The sequence below is a fragment of the Fructilactobacillus cliffordii genome, assembly GCF_024029355.1.
Lineage (GTDB): Bacteria > Bacillota > Bacilli > Lactobacillales > Lactobacillaceae > Fructilactobacillus > Fructilactobacillus cliffordii.
The window spans coordinates 1,264,847-1,278,305 of record NZ_CP097117.1 but is presented as its reverse complement, the minus strand read 5'-3'; the positions used below and the strand labels follow the sequence as shown (position 1 = coordinate 1,278,305).

Here is a 13,459-nt window from a genome sequence, read left to right as displayed (position 1 = left end):
GATTTCCTAATAGTTGTTAAATACATGCGTGGTAAACTTCCGGGCATCCCGATCCCGGTTTAGGTAACTTTGGACCCCGTTCGTGGAACCGACCGTGATTTCAATCGGAACGTTGCGTGGCAAGTACTTCTGCGCGGCGGTCTGCAAATATTGGGTGAAACTATTAATTTCCGTGTAGCTGTAGAACTGAGTCGTGATGTTCACGTGCATCCCAGTCAAGGTACCGTCCGTGTATTGTGCTTGGGCAGTGACCCCACTCAGGTTCGGGAAGTAACTTTGCGCCTTGTTCTTGAATTGTTCAAAAGCGGACTCATCATTGGCGTTTGGTACCTTTTCGTTCCCAGCCGTTGGAAATACGTAGTTCTTTTGGTTGATCTTATTCCAAGTATCAACGCTCTTCGAGCCGGCTCGATTCATGGAGTAGGCAAAGAAGTTCCCGCCGACCAAGCTGTCATCCGGAGCGGCCTTGTATAGAGCAATCACAATCGGAATGTCTTTAGTTTCCGGTTTCTCGCGCATCCGTTTCAAGATCTCGTTAGCCATTTCTTTTCCTTTGGCTTGAATCTCGTCGTCGCTCAGTTTCTTAGAATATTGTGCTCCGTACTTTTCCTTAGTGTAATAGTACACTGAATTCAAGCCTAAACCAATCGTCATTCCCTTTAACTGGAGCTTGCCACCGGTTTGCTGCAAGAAATCCTGTTCGTCGATTTGTTGCAGGTATTCCGGCACCACTTGTTTGTCCGGTTGTTCGGGATTTAACCCATCCGGATTATCCTTGGTCTTGCGACCCAACCAGTTATAGGTTTGTTCGGTTGAGATTTGTTGACCTTCTTGAAAAACGTACTTGCTCGGGTCAAATTCCTTTTTGGAAATGTCGAGCAAGCCGTGTTGAAATCCTTCTAGATTAAACTGGTTACTCGTTTGTTGTTCATTGACTCCAGACGACTTACTGGTTTGATAGTGGCCGTCCTGGATCACACTTTGGTAGTTTCCACTGGAATTTGAACCAGTTAATTCGGTTTTGGTCGAGCCACTGTTAGAGCTCATCTTATTTTGATTACCACAGGCTGCCAGTACGACCGCACTGACCGCCAGCATAATCCCAATGCCGACTTTCTTCACAACTGCACCTTCCTCTTCTTTATTGTTCAGCCATGGCGGCGCTAAATCGTTGTTCGTCCCAGACGGGTATGCCTAACGACTGCGCTTTGGTTAACTTACTGCCGGCGGCTTCTCCGGCAATGACTAAGTCTGTTTTTTTCGAGACGCTACTGGTAACGGTGCCCCCCTGCACTTCAATGAAAGACTGGGCTTCTCCTCGCGTCATCTCCTGCAGCTTGCCTGTGAGCACCACTTTCTTACCAAAGAAGAAACTATCACTCTGGGTGACCGGTGCCTGACCTCGGTATTCAAAGTTCACGCCAGCATCCGCCAGTTCTTGTAAGAGTTCTTGACTGTTGGGTTCGGCAAAGTAGGTCACCAGGCTGTCAGCAATCGTGCCCCCGATGGAGTCGATTGCTTCAATTTCTTCAGCGTTCGCCGCCCGAAGCTGGTCTAACGAACCAAAGTGTTGGGCTAGCAACAAGGCGGCCTTGCCACCGACATGCCGAATGCCCAGTCCAAACAGCAATCGTTCTAACGAGTTCGCTCGACTCTGATCAATGGCCTGCAATAAGTTCTGAGCTGATTTTTCTCCAAACTTGTCGAGCGTAACCAGATCGTCAAACTGTAGGTGATACAAGCTAGCCACGTCCTTAATCAGGTGCTTGGCAAAGAGCTGCTGCACAATTTTGGGACCGAGTCCTTCAATGTCCATCGCGTTTCGCGACGCAAAGTGAGTCACCTGTTCAGCTAGTTGCGCCGGACACTGGGGATTAATGCACCGGAGCGCCACTTCATCGTCTAGGTGAACCAACTCAGCTCCACACGATGGACAGGTGGTCGGAATCACGTACGGTTGTGCATCCGCCGGTCGTTCCTGAGGCAGGTAATGTTCTACCTCGGGAATGATGTCACCGGCCTTATAAACAACCACGGTATCGCCAATCCGAATATCCTTCTTTTCGATGTAATCAGGATTGTGGAGCGTGGCCCGGGAGACCGTGGTTCCGGCTAACTTCACCGGCGCAAAGACCGCCGTGGGGGTCACTACCCCGGTCCGCCCAATCGTCCATTCGATTGCATCGATTTTGACGTGGGCTTCTTCTGGAGGAAACTTGTAGGCAATCGCCCACTTCGGCACCTTTACGGTGTGACCAATTTCCGTTTGTAACGCCAGCGAGTTAGCCTTAATTACAATACCATCAATTCCATAACTCAGCTGATCCCGTTGTGCCTGGTACTTTTCAATGTAAGCATTAATTTCGTCCAGCGTGTGGGCAACTTGGTAGTCAGGGTCAACACTAAAACCGAGCTCTTTGAGTTCTGCCAGCAATCCACTCTGGGTGGTGGCCTCTAAATCATCGTAGTCCGCGACATTGTACATGAAGGTACTCAAGTGCCGGGCGGCGGTGACTTTGGGATCTAGCTGCCGCAAACTTCCGGCCGCAGCGTTCCGTGGATTGGCAAAGGTCGCCTTGCCCTCGAGTTCGCGGCGCTCGTTGAGTTTCAAGAAGGCATCTTTGCCCATGTAACACTCACCCCGCACCTCAATGTCAATTGGCCGACTCAGCCGTTGCGGAATCGAAGCAATCGTTTTGACGTTCGCCGTGATGTCTTCTCCAATCACTCCGTTTCCCCGCGTCGATCCCTGCACCAACCGGCCCTGTTCGTACCGCAGTGAGATGGAAAGTCCATCAATTTTGAGCTCGCAATTAAATTCCTGGACCGCCGGATAATCCTTTTGCAGGCGCACCACGAATTCGTTTAGTTCATCCGCAGAAAAGACGTCCCCTAAAGACAGCATCGGAATCGGGTGCGGAACTTTGGTAAATTCACTGTCGACCTGTCCCCCGACTCGTTGCGTAGGCGAATCCGGCGTGACAATTGCCGGAAAGGCCGTTTCGAGTTGCACCAACTGGTTGTAGGCCTGGTCATACTCCGCATCGGGCACCGACGGCTGGTCATTTTCGTAGTATTCCTTGCCCCACTGCAACAACTGGGGGCGTAATGCTGCCGCCCGTTGTGCTGCTTCGGCTTCAGTTAGCTGATTTAAATCAAGTTCCTGCACGACCGGTGCTCCCTTCTATTGTTCTACTTTTTGAATGGGCGCAAAGGCCGCCAGAAGTCGTTTGACTCCCTTCGCCTCAAACGCAATGTCTAGTTCCATGTCTTCGCCAGTCCCGTTGACCTTCACGACCGTTCCGGTGCCCCAGGCTTTGTGGGTCACTTGATCCCCCACTTGCCAGCTTTGCTGGTCAGCTCCGGTTCCCTGTGGTTTTGCCACTGTTTGCCGAGATTGATACGTCGGTTGGGTGGCAGTGGCGGTCCGACGTCGGTAACGATCACTATCAAACGGCGTCCGCGGTCCCTGTGTGGTCGTAGGTTGGCTCATCTCATTTTCTAATAAATCGGTATTAATTTCATCCATAAAGCGCGACGCGGGGTTATTTTGTTGCCGACCGTATAACGTGCGAGCATAAGCGTTTGTCATGTATAGCTTTTGTTGGGCTCTGGTAATCCCAACGTACGCTAAGCGACGTTCTTCTTCTAATTCATCGGGGTTCTCCGCAGCGCGGGCCAATGGGAAGAGATTTTCTTCCATTCCGACCATGAAAACGACTGGGAATTCGAGTCCCTTAGCAGCGTGTAACGTCATCAACGTGACCTGCGGAGCCGTTTCGTCGACGTCATCCTGAGCGGAAACCAAGGCCAGATCGGCTAAGAAGTCCACCAACCGGTTCCCCGTTTCACTCTGATCCGGATCAAATTTTTCGTCAAAGTCCTGGGTCACGGTTAGAAATTCCTCAATATTTTCAAGACGGGCCTGGGATTCCAAGTTGTTTTCCTGACGCAGGCTAGCTACGTAACCCGTTTTTTCCAGTAACGTTTCGGTAATCTCTGTGACCGATTTGTCGGCTACTTCGCCGTGCAATTGCGCCATCGTGACTCCGAAGTCCTCAATCGCGTTTCGAGCTCGAGTAGAGATGTTAGTAGCCAAAGCCACGTTTTGAGCGGCTTCGGAGAGTCCCCAGCCGTTTTCCTCCGCAAAGTCACGAAGTTTCTGAAAACTGGTGGCCCCAATTCCCCGTTTCGGGACGTTAATCACCCGTTCAAAACTGAGCGAATCGTTGGGATTAGCGGCCAAGGTTAGATAGGACAGAATATCCATAATTTCTTTACGTTCGTAGAACTTGTGACCCCCAACCATGGTGTAGGGAACGTTTGCTTTCAGGAAAGTTTCTTCGATTACCCGGGATTGGGCATTGGTCCGGTAGAGGACGGCAAAGTCACTGTACTTGTAGTGGTGTTGCTTCATTTCTTCCTTAATCTTAGCAACTACGTACTGGGTTTCGTCCCGTTCACTTTGCGCCCGGTAGTAGGTAATCTTTTCGCCCTGCTGGTTTTCCGTCCACAGGTTTTTATCCTTACGTTCCTCGTTATTTTGAATCACTTCGTTGGCGGCCTTTAAAATCGTTTTAGTCGACCGGTAGTTTTGTTCCAAGAGGGTCACGTGTGCATCCGGATAATCGTTTTCAAAGTCCAGAATGTTGTTCATGTTGGCGCCCCGCCAACCGTAGATACTCTGGTCAGCGTCCCCTACAACACAGAGGTTGTGGTACTTGTCCGCGAGCATCGTTACTAACCGATACTGGGCTTCGTTCGTATCCTGGTATTCATCCACGTGAATGTAGCGGAATTTTTGTTGGTAGTAATCCAAAACGTCTGGAAATTGTTCCAACAGCTGGATGGTCAACATGATTAAATCGTCGAAGTCGACCGAATCGTTGGCGTGGAGACGTTTTTGGTACTCCGCGTAAACGTCCGCGACTACCGTGTGAAACGGATTGCCGTCATCGTGCTTTTGGCGGTAATCAGCTGGCGTTTCCAAATCGTTTTTGGCGTTGGAAATCGCGCCCAGAATCGCTCTGGGATCGTTCTTTTTCGGATCTAAGTTAAGATCCGCCAAAATTCGTTTTACAAGCGTCTTTTGTTCACTAGTTCCGGCAATTGAAAAGGCTTGGTTATACCCTAACTTTTCGATGTGACGGCGCAGAATTCGAACCCCTAACGCGTGGAAAGTCGAAACCCACACGTCATCGCCACCCACCTCTAAGAGTTGGTTAACTCGTTCTTTCATTTCGCGCGCCGCCTTGTTCGTGAATGTAATCGCCAAAATGTTCCAAGGCAAAACGTGTTTTTCTTCAATTAAATAGGCAATGCGGTGGGTCAGCACCCGGGTTTTCCCACTGCCGGCTCCGGCCATGATTAACAACGGGCCATCGACGTGTTCGACGGCTTCTCGTTGTTTCTCATTCATGTTCTGTAGCAAGTCTGCACGCGCCATTCGATTCGTCCTTTCAAATTTCTCAATACGTAGTTCAATTATAGCAAAAATAGAGCCAGCTGATTTGCTGACTCCCTTTTTTCTGATTTATTCTTCATGTGTTAGTAACCGGGCTCGTTGAATCCGGTCGTTGGTCAACGCCGGTTCATCGACAGGAATCCAAACGTCTCCACTGGTTCCTGGATTGTCATCCCGATAGCTAAAGTCAAAATTCCAGTCCGGGTATTGCCGTTGCGCCTCGAGCGCTGCTGCACGTTGGTACTTGGTTAAACTAAGCCATCGTTCGGACTGAAATTGGTGAATCGGTGTTAGTGGTAACCCCCGAATGGCTCGTAAGTGTTGCTCCGCCGGCGTGGTGTTGAGTCCCCGTTGCAAGACGTTCACCGGTAGGTCAAGCGCCGGCAATAATCCCTGAACGTACAAAATGTCGGTAGTGGTGACTAACAGTGACACCGCAAAGTTACCGACCACGTGGAGTGCTTCCCCAATCTTTTGCATCGTTGTTTCAATTTCCATTTGGACATCCGGTGAGATTAACTTAGTGTCCTCAGTGAGGCTGGTAAATGAGCGTCCCGGCTGGTTGATTTGGACCAGTGGAAACGATTCAATTTTTCCTTGGACACTCTTCGTGGCGCTAGCAACCAAATGGTGCTTAACCGGTAGGTCGGGAATAAACAAATAACTGCCGTGTCCAGCTAATGGGTTAAACTTGACCAAGTCATCCTTCGTCTTTAGATCCAACGGTTGCTGGTTGGCACTTCGTTTTGAAATTGGAATAATTTGGGCTGGTAAGCCTAGTGTTTCAATCCCTTGTTCCACGTCGCTCGTGTTAATGACTGTGCTAAACGGCACCCCGTTCAGATTCAGGGATTGGAAAAAGGCTTGTTCTAACGCCCGGTCTTGACTGATTTCGGTCAGTTCCGTTCCCTGCGGAAATTCCGATCCGGTCGCGATGGTTTCCAACGATGCCAACGGAACCGACTCCGTAATGGCGGTCGTCACGTCACTTTGCTCGGCAAAGGCGTGTAAGAAATCCGCATCAGTTAAGGAATGCGGATGTTCAGACGTCGAAGTGGGATACAATAAAACCTTTAAGTCCGTCCTGCGTGCGGCATCCGCGAGCTGTTGTAGTTGATATCCTTTTCCGATGATTCCCAGTGTCATTCCTGGATTTAATAGTTTCATTATCGCTGGCCCTCCTGGTGATCGTATTGATTAAGGTGATACTTTTCAATGATGGCAATGACTTTGTCGGCATAAGCGGGATCGGTCGCATAACCACCCGTACTTAAAGCTCGTGCAGCGTCCTGATAGTTGTTGGCACGAACGACATCCTGGTACTGCAGGTTATTCCAATCTGTTCCGTTTGCCAGTAGTTTGGCGTGTGCTTCAATCGACTCGTCCCAGCTAGCGTAAACTCGGAAGCGCCCCGTCACGTTTTCCGCCTTGCCGTTGGTAAACTCCGTGGTACTTAACTCTACACTAGGTTGGTTGGAAGTAGCTTTCACACCAAACAGATTGTGGTACTGGGAAGACAATTGACTTTGCCCCCAGTTCGATTCCAAAATCGCCTGGGCAATCGTGATGCTGGGCAGAATTTTATACTCCCGCTGAGCTCGTAACGAAGCCGGTAAAATTTGATTGATAAACTTTTGGTGCTGTTGGCTGACGTTTGATTGGGAATAACGAGGTTGAGTGATGTAATTAATCCCCCAGATGGTCCCGGCTAACAAAGTGACAATCACAATAATGAGAATAAAACCGCTAAAATTATTGGACTGGGGTCGTTTCTTCTTAGTTGTTTTTCGTTTCCGGCGGGGGCGCCGTCGCTTTTTTGTCACATTTACCACCTAGCTTGTCTTAGATGTATAAATTGTACTACAAAATAGTTAAGAATTGACAAAAGTACGGGAATCGTTTATATTTCATAGGTTAGCAATCCTTGAGGAGGCGATGATTGTGCCAAAGAAAAACGATGAACAAACCGCAACCGAAAAATCACCCTTTGAAGTCGGCGATGAAGTAGCCTTTCAAATTAAGAAACAAGACTTTACGGGAACGATTGAAAAAGCATACAAAAATTCTTTTCTAATTGGGTTTGAAAGCAGTGATCCAGACATCATTGATACCTACCACAACAAAACCGTGATTAACTGGCAAAACCTGAAAATGGTGAAGCAAGGTCCAAGGCCGAAAAAAGCAGACGAGCCCGCTGAGGATGATAAATAGAGTTACGTAAAAAATGACCACCAACTTCAAATTGGTGGTCATTTTTTTATTGGTCTGGTTTGTGGAGCAGTTTGCTGAAAGTAGCGAGTTGTCCATAATCAGCGTTGCTGTCGTTCGGAACAATAATCAGGTTCCCCTGTTCTCCGGCCGACTTCAATGCGTCAATGGACTGCGCGTTCAAATACTTCTGGTCAATGTTAGCCAAAGCAGCTTGCAATTGCTCAATCCGATACTGGTCGGCTTCCGCTTGCACCTTGGTGGCATAAGCAGCGGCATCCGCGTGAATCTCCGTCTGTTGCTTGTCAGCCTTGGCAGTCGCAATCTTAGCCGCATTTTTAGCTTCGGTGTTCAAACGAATCTGTTCGGCGTTACCTTGCGCTTCCGAAATCGTAGCCTGTTTGTTCTTCGAAGCTGTGATTTGATTTTCCATCGCTTCACTCACTCCTTTGGAAGGAGTCAGGTCGCCAATTTGCACCCGTTCAATCATGATTCCGTAGGTGTTGGTAAGATCCCCAATATTTTGCATCAACTTGGTATTAATTTTGTCAGTCGAATTCAGAACGTCATCCAGATCCATGCTTCCGATAATATCCCGCAACGTCCCACTCACCTGGTATGCCATCGATTGAATTGAGTTGCTGTTCCCAAAGGTGTAACGTTCAGCGTTGGTAATCCGGTAGTTCAACGTAACCTGGATGCTGATGCTGGCGTTATCGCGGGTAATTCCGGTTTGCACGGGTAATGCCAGCGGTTGTGACTGAAGGCTGACCGTTTTCACCCGTTCAAAAAACGGAATGTAGAAGTGCAGTCCACTTTCAAACTGACGGGCGTACTTTCCCAAGAAAGTTACCAATCCGACGTTATTTTGTTGCACAATTTTAATTCCCAGCATGATATTCTCCTTTAGCGACTAAATAAACTTTTTGGTCAGTCACATCCGCCACCACGTACGTTTCGTGCCGGTGCCGTTTCGTGTCCACGAGTTGGTAAAAGTATAACACACCGTGGAGTTTCACTAAGCCGTCATCCTGCAATTGCTGATCCGTGATTTCGGTGCCCACTAAATCGGTGATACCAACGAGCTCGGGCTTGGCAAAGTGCTGGGTGAGAATTGATTCAATTTCAGCAGAAACGCTGATACCCTTAGCGCTGGCTAGCATGGTGATAGTACGAAGGAGATCGTTGTTGAGTTGGATGTTGAGGTCGCTGTGGTCGGGCATTCGGGACCTCCTTCTATGGAATATCTCATAATAAATTATTTTTTCTTTGACGGAGCTATTTTATTCTCATAATCATGAGCTGCTATTCCTAATTTAGTCAGATTGGTTATCACAGATACAAATGTTTCAAATGAGTCACTAGTCACATTTATTGTTTTACTTTCTTCATTAATGGTAAAAGGGTTATTGAAGAACTGTTTAGACGTTTCATTTGCCAGTTTAACATCATCTAATTTATAATTTTCAGCCTCATTGTTGTATTTATATAATGCATTTGCAAGTCTACGATTATCATTTATTTTTTCATATATTTTATTTAACTCTATATCATTAATATTAACTTTATAATTATTAGAAATTAAAAAAACTTTTTCTGAATTGTTAATCCCAACAAATTTATTAATTACGTTCGTCGCTCCTTTAACTTTAATTTCATTTAATCCAAAAATACTTTCATAATCACTAACGTTAAAAACATACTGTGTAATAGAGTTATTTTCCTTATCCATAACTTCCGCATATGATATTTTAGAGGGCATAACTTTACCATCACTCTTTAAATCAGTTATTTTAAATTTATGATCTAACCTAGACAAGACAAATCTTGAATTTATTTTAGCGGTTCTAACCGCTTTTATATAAAATCTGTATTGTAAATTTTTTTCATTGTCTTCAAAATTTAAAATATAAAATCTGATACCGTCAAAATTGCTCAAATAATTCTGATCTTGGTTTATTTTATTAGTTATTATTTTTATTTTGCTAAATTCAATATTATTATTATTATTCAAAGTTCTAAAAAATGGTTCATCAGTATCATTTCCGTTATTTTCAAGATCATTTAATTGAGATTTACAATAATTAAAATATTCAATTATATCATCCCCAGATTTATCAAATCCAGAAAACTCTAATGAATCTATAAAATTTTCAAGTCCGCTTTTGAAATCAACAATTCTAAAGTCCTTCGGAATTCCACCATTTTTTTCACTTTGCCACCCAACTGCATAAAATTTTTTAAACATAAGTAATTAACTCCTATTTTTTTCATATTCATCATCTGTTAAAACGAATGTTCTTGACATAGGCCCACTATTTCCCAAATAATTCAAATACTTTATACCAGTAAGAACCTGTTGATTTTTACTAATATAAAAGATATGAAATCCATCTTCTGTATTCAAAAGTTGAACCCCAAAAATAGGAAGAATAATATTCGGGAATGTTTCATTACTTAACATTAGCAAAGTAAATAAGAGAATTATAATAATAAATGATAGAGTTAACTTACTCGAATAGATACTAGTAAATGACGGAAATAAAATCGAGATAGCAAATTTAATAAAATCTCCATTAACTTCAGGTTTTTTTGTGGCATCTATAATTTGATATCCATCAATAGAGTTATCATTATCAAAATCGAAATTAATTAAAAAAGTTTGACTATGATTTTTATCCTTACTAATTCTACTTATTTTTTGTCTAATGTAGATGGACAAAATTAATATTACAAATAAAAATAAGATCAATACAAGATTTTTGTAATGCTTATTATAATTTAAGATAATAACCAAAACAATAGGTGGAGAAAATGCTGTAAAAAAATATGAAATTCTAAAAAATACTGATGTTCCAAATAACATGATATTCTTCCTAATTATAAATATTCTATATCAAATAATTTATAATTTAATGATACACTAAACTCAAAGCAAAAACACAGCTCCGGTTGGTAGTCCGGACGTAGCTCATTCGCTATCAGTATCCTTCCTCCTAGGGATGTCCCGTTTTTGAATTAAATTTATAGGAGGAATAAAACAAATGTTTGTTCAAAATAAGTTAACCATCATTTTCGATGGCTCTTTTTATCGTGGTATTTTTGAGGTGCAGGCAGAAAAGAAATATCAAGTAGCCCAGATTATTTTAGGAAGTTCCGTTCCTACCTCACCGCAACTTTGTCATTATTTGAATCGTCATTATCGGCAGTTACACTTCACTTAAGTAGAACAAAATGAGATCAATCAGCAAAGGAAAATCAATCCCAAACGTCAGCAGCGTGCTGTGCAAAAACAATTAAAGCAGAAGCATCCGGTCACCAAAGCTAAGGCTGTTTTGCAAACTGAATTTGAACAGCATAAGAACCAACGCAAGCACCGTCATGCACGATTAAAACGCGAGCTGAAACAACAACAGTTTGAGCTAAAGCAACAGAAAGGAAAGCAAAGACATTGTGGGCATTAACAAAATCGTCGTCCAAATGGACGACGATTTTTGTTTGCATGTATTATACTTAATATCTTTGTTTCAGTTAATTATAGTATTCAAATTAAAATAAATTCGTTAAATTATTTGTACATATATGATCATATTTAAGCACATTAGCATCAATTAATTTATTTATTTTTTGGGGTATACGATGTAATTAATCGGTTTGAAATTTAGATATCTATATGGATTTCTAATTATATAAAAATTAAATTTGGCGGTTTCTGCTTCATTTCTATATAACCTATATATTAAATAATCCTCCCCTTTTTTCTTAGCTATTTGAATTTCATTTTTAGACATAAAAAAGGGGGTTTCTTTAGTTTCCGCTGTTGCTTTAACTTCGATAAATAATCTTTTTATTATCTCTCCACGATCATTAAATATTATTGTTTCAATGTCATAACCATAACCGTCACCACAATCTTTAGAAATATGGTGAACCCCAAAATCATAAACATTAGGATCCTTATCAAGTCGTTCTTTTTCATTCGCTACTACTAAATCTTCAGTTTCCAAACCCAATTTTATGTTTTCGCTTAGTTCTTTAACATAATCATGTTTACTAATTTTCACAACATGATCAATTTTTTTCAACTTTTGATCATTAGGAATTTTTGTCTCTATCCCCAATGTCATTTCATCACTATACTTATTATTGATTAATTCATGATTAGACTCATTATATTTATCATTATTTATGATTTGATCATTAGTTTTTACAAAATCTTTTTCATTAATTAAACAAGCAATTAATTCATTAAAAACTTCGATTATATGTTTTAAATCATACAACAATTCATTATTGTCAGAATTAGATAAATAATCAAAACTATAATATTTACTGTATATATTTCCTAATTCATATCCTTCCGGTAAATCAGTTTTGACTATACTATCACCAATTAAATTTATTGGATTAGTAGTAAAACCAAACGTATCCTCCTTTTTTATAAACTTTAAATTAGATTTCCAATAATTACCAACTTCTTTGATTTTTTGTTTTGGGAAATTATGTTTAAATCTTGTTTTAAAAAATGTGTATCCTTGATTTAAAGACAAATAAACACCCTTCATATCAGACCTAAATAAGAAGACAATATAATAACCCTTTTGAGCAGATGTACTAATATTCTTATTAAAAAGACCCATCCAAGGAACTAATGCCCATTTACTTTGACCACATGAGGCGCGTACTTCAAGATCATTCCCTAAAATTATAGATGGAATAGTATTTACTACTTGGTTTCGAACAAAATTTGCTAATTCATTGGATTTAAATTCTTTATTTTTTTCATTATCATAATTTTTTAGTATTTCTAATAAATATGTTTTTAAGTCCATCTTATAGAGATCCTTCCAATTCAATAACAAAAAAACACCCACACCAACGTGTGAGTGTCCAAAATAAGATTCGCATAAATCTTAACGTTTTGAGAATTGACCAGCCTTACGAGCTTTCTTAAGCCCTGGCTTCTTCCGTTCTTTCATCCGTGGGTCACGAGTTAACAGACCAGCAGTCTTCAAAGCTTCACGGAAGTCAGGATCTACTTCGAGTAAAGCACGAGCAATTCCGAGACGGATTGCACCGGCTTGACCTGAGAATCCACCACCATTTACGTTAACTAACGTATCGTAGTTACCGAGCGTTTCCGTAACGTTGTATGGTTGTAAAATAACTTCACGCAAGTTTGGGAATGGAATGTAATCTTCAACATCGCGTTTGTTGACAATCACTTTACCAGTACCAGGTACTAAGCGTACACGAGCAACTGAATCTTTACGGCGACCTGTGCCAGTATATTGTACTTTAGCCAATTGTGTTTCCTCCTTAAATTAGGTTGTTAATATCTAAAACTTCGGGTTTTTGAGCATCATTTTTGTGTTCTTCACCTGCATAAACGTGAAGTTTCTTAGCAATCTTACGTCCTAATGTACCATGAGGAAGCATTCCTTTTACGGATTGCTCAATTAGCTTAGCTGGCTTTTCTTCGCGTAACATGCCAAATGATTCTTGCTTAATCCCACCAATGTATTGAGTGTGGTGGTAGTGCATCTTATCTTTTGCTTTGTGACCCGTTAAAGCCACTTTTGAAGCGTTGATAATAATGACGTGGTCACCAGAGTCAACGTGTGGTGTGTATGTGGGTTTATTTTTACCGCGTAAAACTGAAGCAGTAACACTAGCAAGACGACCTAAAGGAACGCCTGCTGCGTCAATGATGTACCATTTGTGTTCAATTTCACCGGGCTTAGCCATGTATGTTGTACGCACTTTTTCTTCCTCCATGTTTCTGTG

At 42.6% G+C, this 13,459-nt stretch carries 13 protein-coding genes and 1 pseudogene; 2 read left to right on the top strand and 12 right to left on the bottom strand.

Annotation, left to right across the window (positions count from 1 at the left end):
- Positions 1 to 6 precede the first annotated feature (6 nt).
- From M3M38_RS06345 to M3M38_RS06325, 5 genes are all read right to left on the bottom strand, one after another.
- The gene (locus tag M3M38_RS06345; RefSeq protein WP_420842633.1) at positions 7 to 1,122 is read right to left on the bottom strand and encodes a CamS family sex pheromone protein; all 1,116 of its coding nucleotides are present in this window, start codon (positions 1,120 to 1,122) and stop codon (positions 7 to 9) included.
- A gap of 19 nt (positions 1,123 to 1,141) precedes the next feature.
- Complete coding sequence (gene ligA, locus M3M38_RS06340; protein ID WP_252813941.1) at positions 1,142 to 3,169, bottom strand: NAD-dependent DNA ligase LigA; 2,028 nt, start codon at positions 3,167 to 3,169, stop codon at positions 1,142 to 1,144.
- Between the two features lie 15 nt (positions 3,170 to 3,184).
- Complete coding sequence (pcrA, locus tag M3M38_RS06335; RefSeq protein WP_252813940.1) at positions 3,185 to 5,446, bottom strand: DNA helicase PcrA; 2,262 nt, start codon at positions 5,444 to 5,446, stop codon at positions 3,185 to 3,187.
- An 87-nt stretch (positions 5,447 to 5,533) separates the two neighbouring features.
- Positions 5,534 to 6,631, bottom strand: coding sequence for a 5-(carboxyamino)imidazole ribonucleotide synthase (locus M3M38_RS06330; protein WP_252813939.1), 1,098 nt, complete (start codon positions 6,629 to 6,631; stop codon positions 5,534 to 5,536).
- Complete coding sequence (locus M3M38_RS06325; protein WP_252813938.1) at positions 6,631 to 7,287, bottom strand: glycoside hydrolase family 73 protein; 657 nt, start codon at positions 7,285 to 7,287, stop codon at positions 6,631 to 6,633. Before M3M38_RS06325 ends, M3M38_RS06330 begins: the two co-directional genes overlap by 1 nt.
- A gap of 112 nt (positions 7,288 to 7,399) precedes the next feature.
- Here M3M38_RS06325 and M3M38_RS06320 point away from each other — a divergent pair, with 112 nt between their 5' ends.
- Positions 7,400 to 7,675: a DUF2187 family protein gene (locus M3M38_RS06320; protein ID WP_420842632.1), complete on the top strand. Its 276-nt coding sequence runs from the start codon at positions 7,400 to 7,402 to the stop codon at positions 7,673 to 7,675.
- 46 nt (positions 7,676 to 7,721) lie between these two features.
- Here the strand turns inward: M3M38_RS06320 and M3M38_RS06315 are convergent, their stop codons facing one another.
- The 4 genes from M3M38_RS06315 to M3M38_RS06300 are packed head-to-tail and all read right to left on the bottom strand — an operon-like array spanning position 7,722 to position 10,538.
- Positions 7,722 to 8,567: an SPFH domain-containing protein gene (locus M3M38_RS06315; RefSeq protein WP_252813936.1), complete on the bottom strand. Its 846-nt coding sequence runs from the start codon at positions 8,565 to 8,567 to the stop codon at positions 7,722 to 7,724.
- Positions 8,554 to 8,895 (bottom strand): hypothetical protein, encoded by a 342-nt coding sequence (locus M3M38_RS06310; protein ID WP_252813935.1) that lies wholly within the window; start codon positions 8,893 to 8,895, stop codon positions 8,554 to 8,556. The genes M3M38_RS06315 and M3M38_RS06310 overlap by 14 nt, the downstream gene beginning before the upstream one ends.
- Before the next feature lie 35 nt (positions 8,896 to 8,930).
- Complete coding sequence (locus M3M38_RS06305; RefSeq protein WP_252813934.1) at positions 8,931 to 9,920, bottom strand: hypothetical protein; 990 nt, start codon at positions 9,918 to 9,920, stop codon at positions 8,931 to 8,933.
- A 6-nt stretch (positions 9,921 to 9,926) separates the two neighbouring features.
- A complete protein-coding gene (locus M3M38_RS06300; protein ID WP_252813933.1) occupies positions 9,927 to 10,538 on the bottom strand; it encodes a hypothetical protein in 612 nt (203 codons plus the stop codon).
- 178 nt (positions 10,539 to 10,716) lie between these two features.
- On the opposite strand from M3M38_RS06300, the pseudogene M3M38_RS06295 reads away from it, so the two are divergent.
- Positions 10,717 to 11,136, top strand: a pseudogene (locus M3M38_RS06295) (YjdF family protein).
- A 156-nt stretch (positions 11,137 to 11,292) separates the two neighbouring features.
- Here the strand turns inward: M3M38_RS06295 and M3M38_RS06290 are convergent.
- The 3 genes from M3M38_RS06290 to rplM all read right to left on the bottom strand — a co-directional run bounded on the left by M3M38_RS06290 (position 11,293) and on the right by rplM (position 13,435).
- Positions 11,293 to 12,504, bottom strand: coding sequence for an MrcB family domain-containing protein (locus M3M38_RS06290; protein WP_252813932.1), 1,212 nt, complete (start codon positions 12,502 to 12,504; stop codon positions 11,293 to 11,295).
- A gap of 81 nt (positions 12,505 to 12,585) precedes the next feature.
- Positions 12,586 to 12,978, bottom strand: coding sequence for a 30S ribosomal protein S9 (rpsI, locus tag M3M38_RS06285; RefSeq protein WP_252750509.1), 393 nt, complete (start codon positions 12,976 to 12,978; stop codon positions 12,586 to 12,588).
- 13 nt (positions 12,979 to 12,991) lie between these two features.
- Entirely contained in the window at positions 12,992 to 13,435 is a 444-nt protein-coding gene (gene rplM, locus M3M38_RS06280; RefSeq protein ID WP_252766911.1) for a 50S ribosomal protein L13, read from the bottom strand.
- Between the last annotated feature and the right edge of the window lie 24 nt (positions 13,436 to 13,459).

Bases quoted from the DNA above. Each gene is read 5' to 3' on its own strand.
- M3M38_RS06305 (WP_252813934.1), bottom strand. From the start codon at position 9,920: ATGTTTAAAAAATTTTATGCAGTTGGGTGGCAAAGTGAAAAAAATGGT.
- M3M38_RS06310 (WP_252813935.1), bottom strand. From the start codon at position 8,895: ATGCCCGACCACAGCGACCTCAACATCCAACTCAACAACGATCTCCTT.
- M3M38_RS06320 (WP_420842632.1), top strand. From the start codon at position 7,400: ATGATTGTGCCAAAGAAAAACGATGAACAAACCGCAACCGAAAAATCA.
- M3M38_RS06315 (WP_252813936.1), bottom strand. From the start codon at position 8,567: ATGCTGGGAATTAAAATTGTGCAACAAAATAACGTCGGATTGGTAACT.
- M3M38_RS06290 (WP_252813932.1), bottom strand. From the start codon at position 12,504: ATGGACTTAAAAACATATTTATTAGAAATACTAAAAAATTATGATAAT.
- M3M38_RS06300 (WP_252813933.1), bottom strand. From the start codon at position 10,538: ATGTTATTTGGAACATCAGTATTTTTTAGAATTTCATATTTTTTTACA.
- pcrA (WP_252813940.1), bottom strand. From the start codon at position 5,446: ATGGCGCGTGCAGACTTGCTACAGAACATGAATGAGAAACAACGAGAA.
- M3M38_RS06330 (WP_252813939.1), bottom strand. From the start codon at position 6,631: ATGAAACTATTAAATCCAGGAATGACACTGGGAATCATCGGAAAAGGA.